We start from the raw sequence: 21,290 nt of genomic DNA, 5'->3' as shown, positions 1-21,290 counted from the left end.
CCTAGGAAGCAACCGGACTACAGATAAGATCCAGTCCTGTGCCACTTTCTTGGACCAGTTCGGGGATCGACCTGTATCTCCGCGTCGAGACCGGCACCGGAAGGCGCGCCGGCCTGGAGTCCGCCCTGCGCTCGGCCATCCGGGAGGGACGGCTGCCCGCGGGCACCCGCATGCCGTCCACCCGGGGGCTGGCCCGCGAACTCGGCCTCTCACGCGGCACCGTCACCGCCGCCTACGACCAGCTGGTCGAGGAGGGCTTCCTGGTCACCCGCCCCGGGTCCGCCACCACGGTTGCCGAGCTGCCGGCGCGCGCCCCGGCCGCCCCGCGGCCCGCGTCCGCGCCGCCGCCTCCCCGCCACGACCTGCGTCCCGGCCTGCCCGACATCAGCGCCTTCCCCACCCGCGCCTGGCTCGCCTCCACCCGCCGGGTCCTCACCGGCGGCCCGCCGGAGATCTTCGCGTCCGGCGACCCGCAGGGCGACATCGCGCTACGGCGCGCGCTCGCCGACTACCTCGGCCGCACGCGCGGCGTCATCGCCTCCCCCGACCACATCGTCATCACCTCCGGCTACTACCAGAGCGTGACCCTGCTCGGCGCCGTGCTGGCCGCGCGCCACGCCACGACCGCGGCCGTCGAGGACCCCGGCCACAACCACTTCAGGAACGTGGTCCGGCGCGCCGGGCTGGCCACCGTCCCCCTGCCGGTCGACGCGCACGGCGCCCGCGCTGACGCGCTGGTGCCGGGCACCGCGGCGGTGTTCCTCACCCCGGCCCACCACTACCCGACCGGTGTCCCGCTGCACTCCAGCCGCCGCCAGGCGCTCTACGCGTGGGCCCGCGACACCGGCGGCCTCCTGATCGAGGACGACTACGACGGAGAGTTCCGCTACGACCGCCAGCCCGTCGGCGCGCTCCAGGGGCTGGCCCCCGACCACACCGTCTACTGCGGCACCGCCTCCAAGACCCTCGCCCCCGCGCTCCGGCTGGCCTGGATGGTGCTGCCGCCCCACCTCCTCCAGGAGGTCGTGCTGGCCAAGCGGGAAGCCGACCAGTACACCGAGACCCTCAACCAGCTCGTCCTCGCCGACCTGATCGCCACCTACGCCTATGACCGCCACATCCGCGCCGCCCGCCTGCGCTACGCCCGCCGCCGCGCGCTCCTGCTCGACCGCGTCGCCGCGATCCCGGGCCTCACCGCCCACGGCGTACCGGCGGGGCTCCACACCCTCGTCACCCTCCCTGACGACGGCCCCACCGAGCGGGAAGTCCTGGACCACTGCGCCGCCCACGGGCTCGCGCTCCGCGGACTCATCGAACTCCACCACGACCCCGCCGGCTCCCCGTCCGGCCTGCTGATCGGCTTCGCGGCGTCGTCCGAACGCGCCTACCCGGCCGCCCTCGACGCCCTCGCCACGGCCCTGACCTCCGTGCTTCTCCCGTAGCCCGCACACCGCGGGAGGCGGCATCGCGGCGAGGGGCCGGTACTCCCGCGTTGTCTCGGCTGCTAGGCCAGCGTGTGGTCGAGCAGGGCCTGCAGGGTGACGGCACCCAGCAGCCTGCCGTCGTCCACCACCGCGACCAGGGGGCTGCGGGTGCGGGCCATCAGCGCGGCCATCTCCAGCACCGTCGCCTTCCCTTCGGCGATCGGCAGCTCACGCTGCCGTTCGGGCAGGCACGCGCGGACCGTCCGGTCGCCCAGCCGGCGCAGGAACAGGTCGGCGTGCGCCTCGTCCACCACGCGAGCCAGCGCCGGGTCGTCCTGGCAGTAGCGCGGTACGGCCAGCAGCAGCACCTGCGTGCCGGGCAGGATGGTGAACGGGCGGCCGCTCTCGTCGAGGACGATCAACCCCGGCAGGTCGCGGTCGGCCAGCAGGCGGGCGGCCTCGATGGCGGGGGTGTCGAGGGTGACCGTGGGGAAGTCGCCGGCAAGGTCGCGCGCTCGCATGCCGTCAGCGTAACGCGCGGCAGGGTCGTGGATCAGGACCGGCCAGGACGGTCACATGAGGTAGCGCAGCCACAGGTACGGCGTGGCGAGAACGATCGACACGACCGTGACCACCAGGCCGTAGCGCGTGAACTGCCAGAAACTGATCGGGGTGCCGTTGCGGGCGGCGATGCCCACCACCACGACGTTGGCCGCGGCGCCCACCGCGGTCGCGTTGCCGCCCAGGTCGGCGCCGAGCGCCAGCGCCCACCACAGGACCTGACCGCCCTCGCCGCCGTTGGCGTTGACGAGTTGCTCGACGATCGGGCTCATCGTGGCCACGTAGGGGATGTTGTCCACGATGGCCGACAGCGCCGCCGAGGCCCACAGCAGCACCATCGTCGCCGGCCCGAGCTGTCCCTGGGTGGCCTCGACGGCCAGCCGCGAGATCTGCGCGACGACCCCGGTGTGCACCAGCGCGCCGACCATGACGAACAGCCCGGCGAAGAACACCAGCGTGGGCCACTCGACCTCGTCCAGCGCCTCCGACGTGGTCACCTTGGTGGCGGCCACCAGGACACCCGCGCCGAGAACGGCCACCACCGACGGCTCGTACAGGTGCAGCACGAAGACCGCCATCACCACGGCCAGGACGGCGAGCGACTGCCAGAGCAGCCGCCGGTCCCTGATCGCCGCACGCTCGTTCAGGCTCATGATCTCGGCGGCGCGTTCCGGGTCGTAGGAGAAGGACTCGCGGAACAGCAACCGGCACACCCCGACGAACACCACCAGCAGCACCACGATGAACGGCGCCAGGTGGACGAGGAAGTCGTTGAAGGTCAGCCCGCCTCTGCTGGCGATGATGATGTTCGGCGGATCGCCCACCAGCGTCGCCGTACCCCCGATGTTGGACGCCATCGCCTCGACGATCAGGAACGGCGCCACCGGCAGCGCCAGCCGTTCACAGACCAGGAGCGTCACCGGCGCGATCAGCAGCACCGTCGTGACGTTGTCGAGCAGCGCCGAGGCGCCCGCCGTGATCAGGATGAGCAGGACCATGAGCCGGAACGGCCGGCCGCGTGCCCTCTTGGCCGCCCAGATGGCCAGGTACTCGAAGGCCCCGGTCTGCTTCAGCACCCCGACGATGACCATCATGCCGAGCAGCAGGAAGATGACGTTCCAGTCGATCCCGGTCGACTCGGAGAAGAACGCGGCCTCGGCGTCGGTGGCGTGGACCAGCAGCATGATCCCCGCCCCGCCGAGCGCGGCCGCGACGCGGTGGATCTTCTCGGTGGCGATCAGCGCGTAGGCGCCCAGGAAGACCGCCACCGCCAGCCAGGCGGTCACCGCCATGCGCAGTTCGCCCGGCCCGCCGGCGCCGGGCAGGCGGCCGGGAACGTGACAGTGAGATCATCAGCGCGCATGTGTCAGCCCTTCAGCCGCATGACCTGAAAATGCCGACCAGACTTCCCGGCGCACCCGTAGGAAACGTATCAAGACCCGTCAGGATCCCGCACCCCCGCCCGTGACCCGTCGGGATCCCGCACCCCCGCCCGTGACCCGTCGGGATCCCGTACCCCCGCCCGCACGCCACTCTTCAGCCCGGGAGCGCGGGCAGGCGTCGCGGCACGTTTACGGGCGGGCCCGCACCCACGATCGGGGAGATTCCTAGCAGTCCTTGTCGCGGTCCGGCAGCACCCCGGTCGTCAGGAACTCGGTCACGGCCTGGTCGCCGCAGGCGTTGCCGTTGGCGAGGTAGACGCCGTGGCCGCCGGAGTCGACGCTGACCATGCGGGCGCGCTGCCCGAGCGCCTGGCGCATCTTCAGCGCACCGCTGTACGGCGTCGACGGGTCACGCAGGTTCTGGATGAGCAGCACGTTGGCCGGTCCGCGCGAGCTGACCCGCACGGGCCGCTCGGCGGGCTTGACGGGCCAGTACGCGCACGGCCCCATGTTGACCGGCATGCCCGCGGTCAGCGGGTGGGCGGCCCGGTCGCGCGACACCTGACGCTCGTGCCGGGCCACCGAGTCCGGCCACTCGACGTCGTTGCACATGGTCGCGCCGGCGTGGGCGGCGGTGTTCTGCAGGGCGTCGGGGGACGGCGTGTTCGGCGGGGGGAGCTCGTCCGGGGTGGTCAGAGCGGCGCGCATGAGTCCGGCCAGCATGGGGAAGTTCGCGTCGGAGTAGAGCGCGTTGAGCATGATCTCCCGCAGCAGGTTGCCGTTCAGTTGCCCGGGGTTGGCGCCTGGCCACGCCAAGGGGCTGCGGTCCAGCTTCGCCGCGAGGTCGAGGAAGGCGCGGCGAACCGCGGCGGCGTCAGTGCCGAGGCCGTAGTCGCCGTCACGGGCCGCGGCCCAGGAGGCGAAGTCGGGGAAGCGGTCCTCCACGCCGACGGCGTAGTTGGCCAGCCACTGCCGCGCCACCCGGCGCGGATCGGGATCGTCGTTGCTGTCCAGGACGACCCGGTCGGTGCGGTCGGGGAACATGGTGGCGTACACGGCGCCCACGTAGGTGCCGTAGGAGACGCCCCAGGCGGAGATCTTCCTCTCGCCCAGCGCCGTACGGATCCTGTCGATGTCCCTGGCCTCGTTGCGGGTGCTGATGTGCCGGACGAGCGGCCCGCCGTTGCGGGCGCAGGCCTCGGCGATCCTGCGTGACCAGGCGACGTTCTCCGCGATGCCGCCGTCGGCGTCGGGGTACGGCTTGAGCCTGGTGAGCGAGAGATCGCTGGACTCGAGCCCGCACGAGACCGGCGAGCTCCTGCCCACGCCGCGAGGATCGAACCCGACGATGTCGAAGCGGTCGAGCACCTCCTGGGGCAGCCGCTTGACCAGCACGCTCGGCCGGTTCAGGCCAGGGCTGCCCGGCCCGCCCGGGATGATCAACAGGGCGCCATGGCGCAGACCGGGCTTGGCGGTCCTGATCCGCGACACCGCCAGCGAGATCGTCGGCCCACCGGGCGCCTGGTAGTCCATCGGAACCTGGAGGGTGGCGCACTCCTGCCGCGCGTCGACTCCGCGCTCGGCCGGACAGGGCGCCCACGAGGTGGCGGCCGCCTGCGCGGGCGTCACCAGGCCCGCGGCAAGCACGGTGGCGGATGCTCCGACAGCGGCCAGTCTCGCAAGATTTCGCATGGTGGGTCCTCTTCAGTGATCGTTCGGCCTGTGTCGTCGACTCTGCCGAACCGCCGATCTCCGTCCCAGAGACCGCGTCACCGATCACCCATGACCTCGTCATGAAACGGACAGGAGGCTTCGAACCGACCACGGGAGCTCCGGGCGATCAGCGCGCGGGCCGCGCGGATCCGCCTGCCCGTGCCGACACGACGCCCATGACCAGGCCGGTTCGACGAGCTGCGGCTCACACCGCGTTCGACGAGAACAGAGCCTCGATGGGCGCCGTCGTCACGAGCCCCTGCACGGCCTGAGCGAGCTCAGCATCGAGCGTGACGAACGCGTCGGCCTGGAGCTGGGTCAGGGCTATGTACTCGGCGGCGTACGTGTCATCCCATCCGAGCCGGTCGGCGACCTTCCACGCGGTGCTCTGCAGGACGCGGTCGCCGAGCAGCCGGATCCGTAGCCCACGTACGTGGTCGAGCTGCCGAGCGGCGTCCTTCTTGGTCGCCTCGCCGCAGCGGACCGCCTGGTAGAGGAGCGACAGCAGCTGTGAGCGAAGCAGCGTCGGAGCCAGGATCTGGTGCTCATCGGGAATCACGGCCTCGTCGCGGGCCAGTCGAAGGGCCACGTCCGGCCCGATCACGTACCTGGTCAACGCGACCATCTCCTTCGCGACATGGGGACGAGCAAGGAACCTGGTACGGCAGGCACCGTCCTGCGCGGCCTGGAGGTGCCGTCCCCGCACAAACGCCCCACGCCATGATCGGCGATGGGGCGTTCGTCGAGGCGGAGCCTGTCGTTCGGGAGCAGCTCGGCCAGTTCGGTCAAGGCGGGCGATCTCGCATTGCTCCGGCATCACGTTCGACAAGCGTCGAGGAAGGGTCGCTGATGGCCCGCCCGCCTTGGCGTTCCGCTCACCGCCGGCACGCCGGCGTCAGTGACCGGCTCCGACGAGTTCGCCGGAGTTGTTCGCCCGGGCCGGCAGGAGCAGGGCGGTGACGACCACGGCCACGGACAGCACCGCGCCGATGATGAAGGCCAGCCGCATGCCGTCGAGGGTCGCCAGAGCCTCCGGGGCTCCCGCCGATCTCAGGGCATCGGCTCGCGCGCTCATCACGGTGATCACGAGCGCGGTGCCGAAGGCCGCGGCGACCTGCTGCAGCGTGCTCAGGATCGAGCTGCCGTGGGAGTAGAGGTGCGGGGGAACCGCGCCGAGCCCGAGCGTGAACACCGGGGTGAAGGTCGCGGCCAGACACACCATCAGCAGCGCGTGCAGACCGAGCAGCTGCCAGTACGGCATGGTCATCGTGACCTGGGTGAAGCCGGCGAGCGCGATCATGATCCCGATCGCGCCGGGGATGACCAGGACCCGGCCGCCGAACCGGTCGAACAGGCGGCCGACGGTCGGACCGAGCAGCCCCATCGCGAGGCCGCCCGGCATCACCAGGAGTCCGGTCTGCAGGGCGCTGAGTCCGCGGATGTTCTGCAGGTACAGCGGCAGCAGGATCATCGAGCCGAGCATCGACATGAAGGCCACCGACATCATGATCAGTGCGACCGTGTAGGTGCGGTGGCGCAGGGTACGCAGGTCCAGCAGCGGCACACCGCGCTTCTGCAACTTCAGCTGGCGGACGACGAAGACGGCGATGAGGAGCAGGCCGGAGGCCACGATCGCGGCGGCGAGGCGGACGTCACCGCCCTCGAACCGGCTGAGCCCGTAGACCAGGCTGCCGAAGCCCGCGGCCGCGGTCACCACGCTCAACCAGTCGACGGTGCTGAACCGGGGCTCTCCGACGTTCTTGAGCTGCTTCAGCCCGCCCCAAGCGATCACTGCGGCGATGGGGAGCACCACGGCGAACAGCAGCCGCCAGGACCCGAACTGGAGGATCACTCCCGAGACCGCCGGCCCCATCGCGGGCGCGACCGAGATGGCCAGGGTGACGTTGCCCATCACCCGGCCCCGGTCCGCCTCGGGCACCACCTGCATCAGCGTGGTCATCAGCAGCGGCATCATCACGGCCGTCCCGGACGCCTGGACGATGCGGGCGCCCAGCAGCACCTCGAACGTCGGCGCGACCGCGGCCAACGCCGTGCCGAGCAGGAACAAACCCATCGCCGTGGTGTACGCGCGACGGGTGGACACCCGCTGCAGGAACCAGCCGGTGACCGGGATGACCGCGGCCATGGTCAGCATGAAGGCGGTCGAGAGCCACTGCGCGGTCTGCTCGGTGATGTGCAACGCGCCCATCAGCTTCGGGATCGCGTTGATCATGATCGTCTCGTTGAGGATGACCACGAAGGTGGCGAGCACCAGCAGCCGGATCACGGGCGGAGTGCGGCCCGCAACGGCGGGCGCGGATGTGGCGGGTGAGTCGAGCTGTGGGCTGGACACGGATACCTCGATCGGGGTCGTCGGACATGATGGTCATGGCTGGGGCCCAGCCTCGGGTCGCACTAGCAGTCGTGGTCATACAAAGACTGACCGACACCACCGACAAAACTCATCGACCGCGCTCCACCTTGCGGCAAGTGACGCGAAATGTCACCCGGTTTTCACCTGTGGTCACCCTCGAGTCAGGGAACCTCTCCGGCTGGCCTTCCCCTGGTCAGGCCGGCTGTCCCGGGGGTCTGGCCGGTGAGATACCGCAGTCGCTTCGCGCGGGGCCGAAGCTGCCCGCGCGCAAGGCGAAAGTTCACGGCGAACCGGGCACGCGCCAGATCTGTCGCTCCGACAAGCACGAAGTCTTGGCCATGACGTTCACCCGACCAGAACCTCAGGGCCGGCGGTTCGCGTCCGAGGGGACACTCGGGCTGCCAAGGCTCCACCCACGTGATCGTTGCTTGGAAATGGGGCGTTCATGAGCGGGTTCTCCCTGCGGCGTCCTGATCGCTGCCCGAAGCGGCTTCGCTCGTTTCCCGCACTTCTGGAGAAGAAGGCCCGCGACGGGACCAGGCCTCCTGGATCATCCGGTAGTCGATGACGGTGATGTTCTGTTGGCGGAAGAGATCGCGGGTGGCGGGCGAGGTGAGGAATTCGTGATCGGTTCGGCGTACGCGCCACCCAGGGTCGATCGCCCGGGTCGGTGGGGTGCCGAGGCTCGGATGCACCGCCCATTCACTGAGCCCGGCCGGTAGCTCGCACAACAGGCGTGTGTAGCGAGCCGTCTTGTCCTCCAGGGGAAGGGAGAAGCTGTCGAGGAAGGGGTTGTCGATGACCGGCAGACCCTGTTCGCGCATCCTGCGCCGCCCCGATTCCAGCCATACCCGAACGGCCAGGCCGTACTCGGCGGCCAGCATCACGGTCATGTCGAGAATGTCGTCACGCCCCCCGTCGGCCAGGCAGTGGAAGTCCAGATGCGTTGGCGCGAGCCCGGCGTCCAGGACGGTGTCGATCTGTGCCCGGAACTCGCGTTCGACCTCGTCGAGGCGGGCACGGGCGAGCAGCGCGGCACGTCCGTCGGGTGTGGCGACGAACAGCCGGCCCTGATCGTCGACGAGCGAGCGCGCCTTCTCCGGTGCGGTCAACGGTCCCCACCGGTAGGTGGCTGCATCACAGACCAGGGTGAGGTGGATGCCGAAGGGGATCTCCGGTCGACGGCGGAGCTGGACCATGGCATGCCGCGCGGCCGGGCAGGGGACCATCAGGCTGCAGGAACTGGCGATTCCCCTGTCGATCGAGTCGATCACCGCGATGTTGATGGCCTCGTTCATACCCAGGTCGTCGCAGTTGACGATGAGCACGCGAGCATCAGGGGGAAAGCCCAGCAGTCCGCTGGAGAGGATCGGCTCCGTGGGATGCCCATGCATGGGCAAAGAATGGCTGTTCGAGATCGCCTGATGCACGCGGATTTCGCGTCTTTGCTCCATTCGGAGCAGTGCAAGATCCTTTCACCTACCTTGTCGGGACGCCGGTCCGGCCGCGCCGGCAAAGATCGCCTTCGATGGGAAAGGCGCATGTCACCGACCGGCTAGTGTGACCGTCCGATCACGCTCGGCTACCGTCCGCGTCTGAAGGATCACATAGCGCGACAGGTTTCGATCGGAGTCCTCTCATGTCCCTCCCCCCGCGGGTACTGCCGGCCGCCGTGGCACTGACACTCCCTCTCGCCCTCGGCGTCACCCCCGCGAGCGCCACACCGCCGCTCTCGGCGTCGACGCAGAGCCAGGCCCACGGCCCGCAACCGCTGCCGCGGGAAGCCGTCGCCTCTCTCCCCGGGAGCGGCCTCGCTGAATCGGCGAAGGTCCGCTCTTCCTCACGGCTGACCGCGGATGACGCCTACCAGCAGGACTGCCTCAAGGCGCACAACACCTATCGCGCGCGGCACGGGGTACCCGCGATGTGGACTGAGCCGGAGGGCCTGGAAGCGGCCAAGAAATCCGCTGCCTACTATGCCGACAAGGGAGCCATCGACCACAGCTCACCTTTCAAGAACGGCCGCGGGGAGGCGCTGTCCTTCTTCTCGACCGCCAACTCCGGCACGGTGACCTCGTGCGCTGACACCGTGAAGGGCTGGTACGACGGGATCAGGCACTACGACTTCAACAAGCCCGGGTACTCCTTCGACACCGGCTGGTTCACGCAGGTGGTGTGGAAGTCCTCAACCCAGCTGGGCTGCGCGCATGCCACCAGGCAGGCATCCGGCCGGTTCGACACGTACGTCGTGTGCCTCTACAACCCGCCCGGCAACCTCCTCGGGAACGACGGGGCCCACTTCAGGGACAACGTCCCTCGGCCTGTCAGGTAACCCGTCCCGCCCACGAACGGCGCCGCCGCTCCCCCCTGCCGACCGCCTGGCGCCGCTGCGTACGAACGAGAGCACCCCCGTCCATCGGCGAGAGGATGGGGGCGCTGCGCTTCTCCGCGTTGGTCAGGCCGCGAGGTCGTAGTCCGGCCGCGCTCAAGCGTCGGCTCGCCGAGAGCGACCGGAGCTCAACCAGCACCGCAGCATCGGAAGCCGGCGCGGGACTTGAACTCTCGGGATCAAGGGGGCGGGGACACCCGGCGATCAAACGTGAGGCCGCCGACTGGTTCGCGGCCCTGGTCGCGAGTGCGTGATCGTCGTGCTCGGCCCCACAAGTATCAGCGGAGTGTCACGGCTCGTTCCGGAGGCGGAAATGAAGCTGCCCTGAGCCTGTGACTCGCACATTCTCAGGGCCTTCGTGGTGTCCGAGGGGGGACTTGAACCCCCATGCCCCGCAAAGGGCACTAGCACCTCAAGCTAGCGCGTCTGCCTATTCCGCCACCCGGACTTGGTGCCTGCACGCGGGACCGTCATCCCGCGTCGGCTCAGTAAGGTTAGCAAACTCTGCGGGGTGCGTCATACCGTGTTTCCTCGAGACCTGATCGAAGGAGTCCGCATGACCGCGCGCACCGGCGAGGACGAGGTCGTCGACCTCTGCCGCGACCTGATCCGCATCGATTCGAGGAACGCCGGCGACAACGCCGGTCCGGGTGAGAGGAAGGCCGCGGAGTACGTGGCCGAGAAGCTCGCCGAGGTGGGCCTGGAGGCGCTGATCCTCGAGAGCGGCGACCGCAGGGCCAACGTGGTCGCCCGGATCGAGGGGGAGGACCCGGGCAGGGGCGCGCTGCTGCTCCACGGGCATCTGGACGTCGTGCCGTTCGACGCGGGCGACTGGCGGCACCACCCGCTGTCAGGGGAGATCGACGACGGGTGCGTCTGGGGCAGGGGCGCCGTCGACATGAAGAACATGGACGCGATGATCCTGGCCGTGGCCAGGCAGCGGGTGCGGGAGGGGCGCAGGCCGCCGCGTGACGTGGTGCTGATGTTCACCGCCGACGAGGAGGCGGGTGGCGCCTACGGCGCCAACTGGCTGGTGGACAACCATCCGGGGCTGTTCGAGGGCGTCACGGAGGCAATCGGCGAGGTCGGCGGGTTCAGCGTGTCGCTGGGCGACGACCGGCGCCTGTATCTCATCGAGGCCGCCGAGAAGGGCATGGCCTGGATGCGGCTGACGGCCAAGGGCCGCGCGGGTCACGGTTCGATGCTCAACGGCGACAACGCCGTCACCGAGCTCGCCGACGCCGTGGCGCGCATCGGCCGCCACGAGTGGCCGGTACGGCTGACGCCGACCGTGAAGCGGCTGCTGGAGGAGCTGGAGATCGGCCCGGAGGACGTCGACAAGCTGGGCCCGATGGCGCGCATGATCGGCGCGGTGCTCCGTAACACCGCCAACCCGACGATGTTCCAGGGCGGCTACAAGGCCAACGTGATCCCGCAGAGCGCGGAGGCGGTGGTGGACGGGCGGTTCCTGCCCGGGTTCGAGGAGGAGTTCTTCGCCACGATCGACGAGCTGCTGGGGCCGAACGTGTCGAGGGAGTTCGTGCAGCACCAGGTGGCGCTGGAGTTCCCGTTCGAGGGACGACTGGTGTCGGCGATGGCCGAGGCGCTGGTCGCGGAGGACCCGGCCGCGAAGGCCGTGCCGTACGCGCTGTCGGGAGGCACGGACCTGAAGGCCTTCAGCCGGCTCGGCATCTCCGGGTACGGCTTCGCGCCGCTGCGCCTTCCGGCGGACCTGGACTTCTCCGGGATGTTCCATGGGGTGGACGAGCGGGTGCCGGTCGATTCGCTCCAGTTCGGGGTGCGGGTGCTTGACCGATTCCTGGGACTCTGCTGAAAAGCCCTTGCGACCACCTTGGGTGCTGCTACGGTTACGGACCGTTGAGGGGTGAGTCCACGGACCGGCCTCACAGATGAGGTCGGTTTCTGGCTCGGGAGGTCACGTGGCACGCATGCCGGTGCGGCAGTGGAGGGCGTATGCCCTCCCTGCTCGGCGCGTGCCCGTGACTGTTTCAGAGGAGCGCGTGACCACCGATCGGGCCGCCCGGATGGCGCGGTTCGCGGCCGGCGCCTGCTCGGTCATCGCACGAGCGCTGACGGTGGGCGGCCTGCTGGCCGCCGGTTGGCTGCTCGCCACGCTCTTCGGTCTGCTCACCGCCACTCCGGCGGCCGCGGAGACCACCCCGGCTGCCGCGGATGTCACGTCGGCAGCGCAGACCACTCCGGCTGCCGCGGATGTCACGTCGGCGGCCGCAGGGACCACTCCGGCTGCCGCGGAGACCACCGCGGCGACAGGAGCCGACACCCCTCAGGCCGTCGCCGGATTCCCCACGGCAGGCGGCACCGCCTTGGTGATGGACACCGCCGAGGCCATGGCCGGAGCTGAAGTCGACGGGCTGACCAGCCAGTCGAAGCCCGGCTTCCCCGCACCTTCCACCGCGGGCAAGAGCATGGGCGCCAAGGGTTTGGCCCCCAACAGCGGTGGCAACGGCCCGTTCGGGCCGGGCATGGGGGACCTCGCGCGGTCCTGTGTCGACCCGCGCGAGACGGCTCAGCGCGCCCCGCTGGCGTGCGTGCTGCCCCCGGTCTTCCGCACAGCGGCGGACGACCCTTCGTTCTCACCTGACTGATTCCGCTCGAAGCCGGAGCGTGGGCCGAGTCCCCTCCGCGGAGCGTGTGCTTTCACCGGTCAGATCTGGTTCGCGACCTTTCCGAGGTCTCCGCTGTGCGCGGTCGTCGTCACGACCTCGCTCGGCCTCGGCTGCCCGCGAACTGTCAGGTAATCCCCCCAGAACCACTAGGAGCATTCATCATGCGTACGTGGGCCAAGGCTTCGACTCCCGCGGCTCTGCTCGCGGTGGCGGTCATGTCCTTCGGTGGCGGCACCGCCGCCGCCGACACCTCCGGAGACTCCTCCATCGGTGGTGGCAACCAGGTCAACCTGCCGATCTCGCTTCCCGTCGACATCAGCGGCAACTCGATCGCCGCGGCCGGCGACTCGACCGCGACCTCCCAGGGCGGGGCGTCGGTCGAGAACGTCGGGAACACGGGCATCCCGAACAGGACGTCGGGCAACAGCAGCATCCTGGGCGGCAACCAGGTCAACGCGCCGATCAACGCCCCGATCAACGCCTGCGGCAACGCGCTGTCGCTGTTCGGCAGTTCCCAGGCGGGCTGCAAGGGCGGCGCCTCCGTCAAGAACGTCGGCAAGGGCGGCGCGGGGGGCAACAGGACCTCCGGCGACAGCAGCATCCTGGGCGGCAACCAGGTCACCGCGCCGATCAACGCGCCGATCAACGCCTGCGGCAACGCGCTGGCCATCTTCGGCGACGCCACCGCGGGCTGCAAGGGCGGCGCCTCGGTGAAGAACGTCGGCAAGGGCGGCGCGGGGGGCAACACCACCTCGGGCCGGAGTTCCGTGCTCGGCGGCAACCAGGTGATCGCGCCGATCAGCGGCCCGATCAACATCTGCGGCAACGCGGTGGCGGTGTTCGGCCAGGCGTTCGCCGGCTGCAAGGGCGGGTCGAGCGTAACCAACCGCCCGGGCAAGCCGGGCCACGGCTACCACAGGACGCCGGGCCGTCCTGGCTCCTCGGGCAACGACACCGACGGGCGCTTCAGCGCCGGCAGCGGCAACCAGGTGATCGCCCCGATCAGCCTGCCCATCACCGCCTGTGGCAACGCGGTCGGCAACGCCGCCGCCGGCTGCAAGGGCGGCAGCTCGGTCGAGAACACCGCCGCGGGCAGCGGCGCCGGTGGCAACACCACCTCGGGGCGCTCGGGCGTGCTGTCGGGCAACCAGGTGATCGCGCCGATCACCGCTCCGGTCAACGTCTGCGGCAACGCGGTCGCCGTTCTCGGCCAGGCCTTCGCCGGTTGCAAGGGCGGCGTGTCGGTGAAGAACGGCGGCAGGGGCGCGGGTGGCAACACCACCTCCGGACGCTCGGGCGTGCTGTCGGGCAACCAGGTGATCGCGCCGATCACCGCGCCGATCAACGCCTGCGGCAACGCGGTGGCGGCGCTGGGCCTGTCCGAGGCCCAATGCAGGGGCGGCGCGTCCGTCTCCCCGCACAACGGCGTCGGCGGCGGCGGCAACACCACGTCCGGCCGGTCCGGCGTCCTGGCGGGCAACCAGGTGATCGCGCCGATCACCGCTCCGGTCAACGTCTGCGGCAACGCGGTCGCCGTCCTGGGTGACGCCGCGGCGGGGTGCCTCGGCGGCGCCAGGGTGGGCCGGCCGGTCGGCGACGGCCCCAGCGCCTTCGGCTGGACGCGCACCAGCGGCAGGATGGCCGGCGCGAAGGCCGGCGGCCTGCTGCCCGCCATGCCTGCCGTACCCGCCATGGCCGGCGTGAAGGATGTGGGCAACCTCACCCAGCAGATGAGCGGCTCGGGCCTGCCCGCCCTGCCGGTGGTCGGTGACCTCACCGGCACGCTCGGCCTGCCCGCGCTGCCTGGTCTGCCCGGCCTGCCGGGGCAGCCCGCCACGCCCGCCATGCCCGCCGTACCCACCGTGCCCGCCCTGCAGCAGGGCCAGGGCGCTCCCGCCGGCACCAACCCCGGCTCGGCTCTCGGTCCGGCCGGCTCGCTGGTCGCCTCCACCCCGGTGGGCGGGGCGGTCGGTTCGGCCGCCAAGTCCCTGCCCGTCGGCGACCTCGGTCTGATGAGCGCCGCTCAGCCGGCCGGCGTCACCGGGATGACCTCCAACGCGCTGCTGGCGCTGGTCATGGGCGCCATGTTCGCCGTCTCCGCCACGCTGTTCGCGACGACCCGCCGTATTCGTTTCGGCAAGAAGTAGCCATCGCACCACCCGCGTCCGGCGGGTGAACACCAAAGGATCGTCTGCCCGCTCCAAACCGGGGGCGGGCACAGGTCCGTCGTCCCCTCGCGGGACCCATGACACTTTGCCCGGCCGTGCCAGCGGGAACGGGCAAAGGCGAGACGCTTTGCCCGTTCTGGGGGGCGCGGCCCCAGGGCGGGCAAAGCCATGTCACAACGTGCTGCGGACCCGGATAACCTTGCGACGGAGCCGCACATGCCGGCTGCCATCGGGGTGCAGCCGCACTCTGGCGAGCTCCCACTGTCCGTATTCAGCATGTTCGGTCAGCAGCTGACGTGCGGCTTCACGCGAAGTGTCGCGTGGGATATAGACGTCCATGTAGGAGTAGGCCAGCACAGCGATTAGTCTCCAGGGTGAGTTAGGGAGCGATGGCACTCACTCGGCCTTATTCTGCGTCCTTGAGTGAGACGGTGGCCCCCGGGGAAGGAAAAACCCTCGGCACGGGTTACCTTTCAGATCTGTGCCCGCTCCCGGCAGGGGGATACGCAAGCGAACAGCGAGGTAGGAAGCAGCGTGCCAGCCAACAACGGCAGCGCCGGCGGAAATCGCCTGGTGATCGTCGAGTCGCCGGCCAAGGCGAAGACGATCGCGGGCTACCTGGGGCGCGGATACATCGTCGAATCCAGCATCGGCCATATCCGTGACCTGCCGGAGAAGGCGGACGACATCCCCGAGAAGTTCAAGGGGGAGGCCTGGGCACGCCTCGGCGTCAACGTCGACCACGGTTTCGAGCCGCTGTACGTCGTCAACCCCGACAAGAAGGCTCAGGTCAGCAAGCTCAAGCAGCTCCTGAAGGACGCCGACGAGCTCTACCTCGCCACTGACGAGGACCGCGAGGGCGAGGCCATCGCGTGGCACCTGCGCGAGGTGCTCAAGCCGAAGGTGCCCGTGCACCGCATGGTGTTCCACGAGATCACGCCCCAGGCGATCCGGGAGGCCGTCGCCAATCCGCGCGACCTCAACCTGCGGCTGGTCGACGCCCAGGAGACGCGCCGCATCCTCGACCGCCTCTACGGCTACGAGGTCAGCCCGGTGCTGTGGAAGAAGGTCAAGCCCCGCCTGTCCGCGGGCCGCGTGCAGTCGGTGGCGACGCGGCTCGTGGTGGAGCGCGAGCGCGACCGGATGGCGTTCACCGCCGCTCACTACTGGGACCTTTCCGCGCTGTTCGACTCCAACAAGCCGGAGGAGACGCCGCGCGACTTCACCGCCACGCTGACCGGCGTCGACGGCAAGCGCGTCGCGCAGGGCCGCGACTTCGGGCCCGACGGGCGGCTCAAGAACGCCAGCGTGCTCCACCTGTCCGAGCAGGCCGCCGCCGAGCTGGCCGGACGGCTGCGCACCGCGTCGTTCGCCGTCGAGTCGGTGGAGCGCAAGCCGTACACCCGCAAGCCGTACGCGCCGTTCCGGACGACCACGCTGCAGCAGGAGGCCAGCAGGAAGCTGGGCTTCTCCGCGAAGTACACGATGCAGGTGGCGCAGCGGCTGTACGAGAACGGCTTCATCACCTACATGCGTACCGACAGCATCACGCTGTCGGAGACGGCGGTCGCGGCCGCCAGGTCGCAGGCCATCAAGCTGTACGGCTCGGCGTACGTGCCCGATAAGCCACGCGTCTACGCCAGCAAGGTGAAGAACGCCCAGGAGGCGCACGAGGCGATCCGCCCGTCCGGTGAGGAGTTCCGCACGCCCGGCGAGACCGGGCTGAGCGGTGACATGTTCCGCCTGTACGAGCTGATCTGGCAGCGGACCGTGGCCTCGCAGATGAAGGACGCGGTCGGCGAGTCGGTCACGGTGAAGGTGGCGGGCGGCGGCGCCGAGTTCACCGCCACGGGCCGGACGATCACCTTCCACGGCTTCCTGAAGGCCTACGTCGAGAGCGCCGACGACCCGTCGACCGACCGTGACGACTCCGAGAAGCGGCTGCCGAACCTGGCGGAGGGCGACGCGCTCGGGCTGACCAGGCTCGACGTGTCGGGTCACTCCACCAAGCCGCCGGCCCGCTACACCGAGGCGTCGCTGGTCAAGGAGCTGGAGGATCGGGAGATCGGCCGTCCTTCGACGTACGCGTCGATCATCGGCACGATCCTCGACCGGGGCTACGTGTTCAAGAAGGGCACCGCGCTGGTGCCCTCCTTCCTGGCCTTCGCCGTGGTGAACCTGCTCGAGCAGCACTTCGGCAACCTCGTCGACTACGACTTCACCGCCGAGATGGAGAAGGTCCTCGACGACATCGCCAACGACCGGGCCGAGCGCGTTCCCGAGCTACGCCGCTTCTACTTCGGCCACGAGGGCGACGAGGGCCTGAAGGAGATGGTCACCGACCTCGGCGAGATCGACGCCAAGGAGATCAGCTCCTTCCCGATCAAGGGCAGCGACATCGTGATCAGGGTGGGTCGCTACGGCCCCTACCTCGACCGCGAGGGCGTGCGCGTCAACATCCCCGAGGACATGACGCCCGACGAGCTGACCGCCGAGAAGGCCGAGGAGCTGTTCGCCAGGCCGACCGGCGACCGCGAGCTGGGCAGGGACCCGGTGACCGGCAACATGATCGTCGCCAAGGACGGGCGTTTCGGGCCGTACGTGACCGAGGTCCTGCCCGAGGCCAACGACGACGCCAAGAAGCGCACCAGGAAGGCCGACGCGCCCAAGCCGCGCACGAGCTCGCTGTTCAAGTCGATGTCGCTGGACACGGTCACGCTGGAGGACGCGCTCAGGCTGCTGTCGATCCCGCGCGTGGTCGGCGTGATCGACGACGAGGAGGTCACCGCGCAGAACGGCAAGTTCGGTCCCTACATCAAGAAGGGCACCGACTCGCGGTCGATCGGCTCGGAGGAGGAGCTGCTCACGATCACGATCGAGCAGGCCAAGGAGCTGTTCGCGCAGCCCAAGCAGCGCGGTCGCCGTACGGCTGCCGCCGCGCCGCTGCGCGAGCTGGGCGAGGACCCCAACTCCAAGAAGCCGGTCGTGGTCAAGGAGGGGCGTTTCGGGCCCTACGTCACCGACGGGGAGACCAACGCCTCGCTCCGCAAGGGCGACACGGTCGAGGACATCACCATCGAGCGGGCCGCCGAGCTGCTGGCCGAGCGGCGTGAGCGGGCGCCTGCGGCGAAGAAGGCTCCGGCCAAGAAGAAGACGACCACGACGACGAGGAAGAAGCCTGCCGCCAAATCGTGACCGGTGAATTGTCGGTCACCGATCGTAAGCTGACGGGGTGATCCGGCAGCCGGTCAGCAGAGCGGTTTCAGCCGGGCATGGCGCGTGCCGTGCCCGGTTCGTCGTTCCGTCGTTCACCGTCAGTGGGCGGGTGCCGCCTGGGCGTGCGGGTGCGCGCGCGAACGGGGCCGCGGGGAGCGGGGGCGCGCGTGGGCCGACACCGCGCGGTCTGCCCGGCCGAACTTGCCTGCGCGGGGAGTCCACAGGTATTACCCTCAGGCCACGAACAGCCGGGCATATCAGACTCCCGACCTCAACCCCCCTGGATACCCTGACACCATGACCGTCCGCAGACCGGCGCATGTGCTGGACATCTCATCTTTCCGCAGGCTGTGGATGGCCATGTCCGCGAGCAGCCTGGGCGACTGGCTCACCCTTCTCGCGTTGACCGTGCTGGCCGCGCAGGTCACCGCGGCGAACGGCTACCAGTCGCAGGCGGCGGCCGTCGGCGGGGTGTTCCTCGCCAAGCTGCTGGCCGCGCTGCTGCTCGGCCCGCTGGCGGGCCCGATCGGCGTCCGGCTCGACCGGCGCATGACGATGCTCGTCGCCGACCTGGCCAGGCTCGCGCTGGTGGCGTCGGTGCCGCTGGCCGGCAGCTACACGTGGGTGGTGGCCGCGGCCTTCCTCGTCGAGTGCGCGACCCTGTTCCGGGGGGCCGCGAGCGACACCGCGGTGCCCGCGCTGGTGCCCACGGAGCGGCTGGAGGAGGCGACCAGGCTCGGCGTCCTCGTGACGTACGGCACGGCGCCGGTCGCCGCGCTGCTGTTCACCGTGCTGACCGCGGCGGGGCAGTGGATGGTGGCCGGGAGCGCGCTCGCCTACCTGGTGTCGGCCACGCTGGTGTTCACGCTGCGCGGGCTGCCCAGGCGCGGCGGCGCCGTCGCGACGCCTTCGGTGCGCGAAGGCTGGCGGGCCGTGGGCGCCGACCGGCGTGCGCGCGGTGTGCGCGCGGGGCTGCTGGCCACGGTGGCCGCGGGCGGCGCGCTCGTCGGTGTCAGCGTGCTGGCCGGCGCGGTGGCCTACGGGGTGGTGGTCGGGGCGCTCGGCGTGGGCGTCGCGATCGGATTGTTCTTCGGTTCTCGGGTTCTGACACAGCTGTCGCGGCTGCGCCTGCTGGGGGTCTCGGTCGTCGCGGTGGGTGCGGCGCTGGGCGTGATCGCGCTCGTCGGTGACCGGTCCGTGGTGGTCATGCTCACGGTGGCGCTCGGCCTGTGCGCGGGCGTCGCCTGGCGGGTCGGCATGGACGTCCTGCGGGGCGCCTTCATGGAGCCGGTCGCCAGGGTGACGCTGCTGCTGGTGGCGGCCGTGGTCGCGCCCGCGGCGGGCCTCACCGGAGGTGCCGTGCTGGCGCTGCTCGCCGTGGGCGGCCTGGTGATGGTCGGCGGCGCCCTGGCGTTGCGGCGGGTGGACGACAGGAAGGGTGTGTCACTCTCGGAGGACCTGCTCGCCGCGCTGCGTGGCGAGCGCTACACACCGGGGGATGTGGAAGAAGTGCCGGGGGTGTTCATCGCCTTCGAGGGCGGAGAGGGTTCGGGCAAGACCACGCAGTCGCGACTGCTGGCGATCTGGCTGCGCGACCAGGGGTACGACGTGGTGCAGACCAGAGAGCCCGGCTCGACCAAGATAGGTATGCGGTTGCGCGCGATCCTGCTGGACGCGGCGGAGAAGGGCCTGTCGCCCAGGGCGGAGGCGCTGCTCTACGCCGCCGACCGCGCCGAACACGTGGAGAAGGTCATCGGTCCCGCGCTGGAGCGAGGCGCGTTGGTGATCACCGACCGTTACGTCGACTCCTCGCTCGCCTACCAGGGGGCGGGCCGGTCGCTCGACCCCGCCGACGTGGCCGACGTCAACGCCTGGGCGACCAAGGGGCTGGTGCCGCGCCTGACGGTGCTGATCGACACCCCGCCGTCGATCGGGCTGACCCGGCTGGGCGGCGCGGCCGACCGCATCGAGTCGGAGCCGCTGGACTTCCACGAGCGGGTGCGCAAGGAGTTCCGCAAGCTCGCCGCGGCGGCGCCCGAACGCTACCTCGTGGTCGACGGCACGCTGCCGCTCGACGAGATCAGCAGGACCGTCCAGGACCGGGTGCGCGACATCCTGCCCGACCCGGTGCCGAGCGAGTCCGAAGACATCACCGGCACGATGCCCGCCATCCGCGACTAACCTTGTCCCGGTGAGCGTCTTCGACGACCTGGTGGGCCAGGAGCAGGCTGCTGCCGTTCTCTCGCGGGCCGCTCTCGCCGCCGCCGAGGTGGTGGGGGGCGGGCGCGGCGCGGGCATGACGCACGCCTGGCTCTTCACCGGGCCGCCCGGGTCCGGCCGCGAAGACGCGGCGCGAGCCTTCGCCGCCGCGCTGCTGTGCCCGTCGGGCGGGTGCGGCCACTGCGAGCAGTGCCATCAGGTGATGATCGGCTCCCACCCCGACCTGGAGGCGGTCAAGCCCGAGGGCCTGTCCTACAGCGTCAAGCAGACCCGCGAGCTCATCCTGCGGGCCGCCGGCGCCCCGACCCAGGGCCGCTGGCGCGTGATCCTCTTCGAGAACGCCGACAGGGTCACCGAGTCGGCGGCCAACGCGCTGCTCAAGGCCATCGAGGAGCCGCCGCCGCGGACGGTGTGGCTGCTGTGCTCGCCCGCCCCCGACGACATGATCATCACGATCAGGTCCAGGTGCAGGGTCGTCGGCCTGGTCACCCCCTCGGGCGAGGCCGTGGCCCACGTGCTGGCCACCCGCGAGAACGTGCCGTGGGAGATGGCCGCCTTCGCCGCGCGGGCCGCGCAGGGCGACCTGTCCCGTGCGCGGGCGCTCGCCCTCGACGATGGGGTACGGCAGCGCCGCGAGGCCGTGCTGGCGATCCCCCGCTCGCTCAGCGGGGTCGGCGACTGCATCACGGCCGCCGAGCGCCTGGTCAAGACCGCCGAGGAGGAGGCGGCCGCGGCGACCACCGCGCTCAACGAGAGCGAGACCGCCGAGCTCAGGAAGCTCTACGGTGAGGGGTCCTCGGGCAAGGGCCTCAACAGGGGGCTGGTGCGGGGCGGCGCCGGGGCGCTCAAGGAGCTGGAGGACCGGCAGAAGTCGCGGGCCACCAGGGTGAAACGCGACTCCCTGGACGTGGCGCTGCTCGAGCTCGTGTCGTACTACCGTGACGTGCTGGCCGTACAGCTGGGCGCTCCGGTACAGCTGGCCAACGAGGACCACCGCTTCCACCTCGACGCGCTGGCCAGAGCGTCGACGCCCGAGGAGAGCCTGCGGCGGATCGACGCGATCATGCAGTGCAGGGAACGGCTGGCCGCGAACGTCAACCCGCAGATCGCGGTCGAGGCGATGATGCTGGGGCTGCGCCGCCCCTGACCGCCGACTTCGATGCTTGCCGTGCCCCCTGAGCGGTGCTGCCTCTCG

General features: G+C 70.5%; 15 protein-coding genes and 1 tRNA gene. 8 read left to right on the top strand and 8 right to left on the bottom strand.

Annotated elements, in window-relative coordinates; genetic code table 11:
* The first annotated feature begins 38 nt into the window (after positions 1–38).
* Positions 39–1,442, top strand: coding sequence for a MocR-like pyridoxine biosynthesis transcription factor PdxR (pdxR, locus tag ACWDLG_RS20715; RefSeq protein ID WP_449922097.1), 1,404 nt, complete (start codon positions 39–41; stop codon positions 1,440–1,442).
* 62 nt (positions 1,443–1,504) lie between these two features.
* Here pdxR and ACWDLG_RS20710 read toward each other — a convergent pair whose 3' ends face one another.
* From ACWDLG_RS20710 to ACWDLG_RS20685, 6 genes are all read right to left on the bottom strand, one after another.
* Entirely contained in the window at positions 1,505–1,945 is a 441-nt protein-coding gene (locus tag ACWDLG_RS20710; RefSeq protein ID WP_354909186.1) for a CBS domain-containing protein, read from the bottom strand.
* 51 nt (positions 1,946–1,996) lie between these two features.
* On the bottom strand, positions 1,997–3,277 hold the full coding sequence (locus ACWDLG_RS20705; RefSeq protein WP_449922096.1) for an ArsB/NhaD family transporter: 1,281 nt from the start codon (positions 3,275–3,277) through the stop codon (positions 1,997–1,999).
* 315 nt (positions 3,278–3,592) lie between these two features.
* Entirely contained in the window at positions 3,593–5,059 is a 1,467-nt protein-coding gene (locus ACWDLG_RS20700; protein WP_449922094.1) for an alpha/beta hydrolase, read from the bottom strand.
* Between the two features lie 226 nt (positions 5,060–5,285).
* A complete protein-coding gene (locus ACWDLG_RS20695; RefSeq protein WP_449922092.1) occupies positions 5,286–5,696 on the bottom strand; it encodes a hypothetical protein in 411 nt (136 codons plus the stop codon).
* 279 nt (positions 5,697–5,975) lie between these two features.
* Positions 5,976–7,367: an MDR family MFS transporter gene (locus tag ACWDLG_RS20690; protein ID WP_449922090.1), complete on the bottom strand. Its 1,392-nt coding sequence runs from the start codon at positions 7,365–7,367 to the stop codon at positions 5,976–5,978.
* 530 nt (positions 7,368–7,897) lie between these two features.
* Positions 7,898–8,908, bottom strand: coding sequence for a polysaccharide deacetylase family protein (locus tag ACWDLG_RS20685; RefSeq protein ID WP_449922088.1), 1,011 nt, complete (start codon positions 8,906–8,908; stop codon positions 7,898–7,900).
* A 218-nt stretch (positions 8,909–9,126) separates the two neighbouring features.
* Between ACWDLG_RS20685 and ACWDLG_RS20680 the strand changes: the two genes are divergently transcribed.
* A complete protein-coding gene (locus ACWDLG_RS20680) occupies positions 9,127–9,786 on the top strand; it encodes a CAP family protein (RefSeq protein ID WP_449922087.1) in 660 nt (219 codons plus the stop codon).
* A 416-nt stretch (positions 9,787–10,202) separates the two neighbouring features.
* Here the strand turns inward: ACWDLG_RS20680 and ACWDLG_RS20675 are convergent.
* Positions 10,203–10,291: transfer RNA gene (locus ACWDLG_RS20675), tRNA-Leu, on the bottom strand.
* 108 nt (positions 10,292–10,399) lie between these two features.
* On the opposite strand from ACWDLG_RS20675, the gene ACWDLG_RS20670 reads away from it, so the two are divergent.
* From ACWDLG_RS20670 to ACWDLG_RS20660, 3 genes are all read left to right on the top strand, one after another.
* On the top strand, positions 10,400–11,677 hold the full coding sequence (locus ACWDLG_RS20670; RefSeq protein ID WP_449922085.1) for a M20/M25/M40 family metallo-hydrolase: 1,278 nt from the start codon (positions 10,400–10,402) through the stop codon (positions 11,675–11,677).
* Between the two features lie 187 nt (positions 11,678–11,864).
* The gene (locus ACWDLG_RS20665; protein ID WP_449922083.1) at positions 11,865–12,470 is read left to right on the top strand and encodes a hypothetical protein; all 606 of its coding nucleotides are present in this window, start codon (positions 11,865–11,867) and stop codon (positions 12,468–12,470) included.
* Positions 12,471–12,652: 182 nt separating this feature from the next.
* The gene (locus ACWDLG_RS20660) at positions 12,653–14,638 is read left to right on the top strand and encodes a chaplin family protein (protein ID WP_449922082.1); all 1,986 of its coding nucleotides are present in this window, start codon (positions 12,653–12,655) and stop codon (positions 14,636–14,638) included.
* Positions 14,639–14,830: 192 nt separating this feature from the next.
* Here ACWDLG_RS20660 and ACWDLG_RS20655 read toward each other — a convergent pair whose 3' ends face one another.
* Positions 14,831–15,016 (bottom strand): DUF5703 family protein, encoded by a 186-nt coding sequence (locus ACWDLG_RS20655; RefSeq protein ID WP_354909235.1) that lies wholly within the window; start codon positions 15,014–15,016, stop codon positions 14,831–14,833.
* Between the two features lie 177 nt (positions 15,017–15,193).
* Between ACWDLG_RS20655 and topA the strand changes: the two genes are divergently transcribed.
* The 3 genes from topA (at position 15,194) to ACWDLG_RS20640 (ending at position 21,242) form a co-directional block, all read left to right on the top strand.
* A complete protein-coding gene (topA, locus tag ACWDLG_RS20650; RefSeq protein ID WP_449922079.1) occupies positions 15,194–17,854 on the top strand; it encodes a type I DNA topoisomerase in 2,661 nt (886 codons plus the stop codon).
* Positions 17,855–18,172: 318 nt separating this feature from the next.
* The gene (gene tmk / locus ACWDLG_RS20645) at positions 18,173–20,056 is read left to right on the top strand and encodes a dTMP kinase (RefSeq protein WP_449922077.1); all 1,884 of its coding nucleotides are present in this window, start codon (positions 18,173–18,175) and stop codon (positions 20,054–20,056) included.
* Between the two features lie 10 nt (positions 20,057–20,066).
* Positions 20,067–21,242 carry a DNA polymerase III subunit delta' gene (locus tag ACWDLG_RS20640; RefSeq protein WP_449922076.1) on the top strand — a complete coding sequence of 392 codons (1,176 nt, stop codon included), beginning with the start codon at positions 20,067–20,069 and terminating at the stop codon, positions 21,240–21,242.
* Positions 21,243–21,290 lie beyond the last annotated feature (48 nt).

The organism is Nonomuraea sp. NPDC003727, assembly GCF_053586935.1.
The sequence above is the reverse complement of the archived record's forward strand: the minus strand, read 5'-3'. Positions and strand labels throughout refer to the sequence as shown.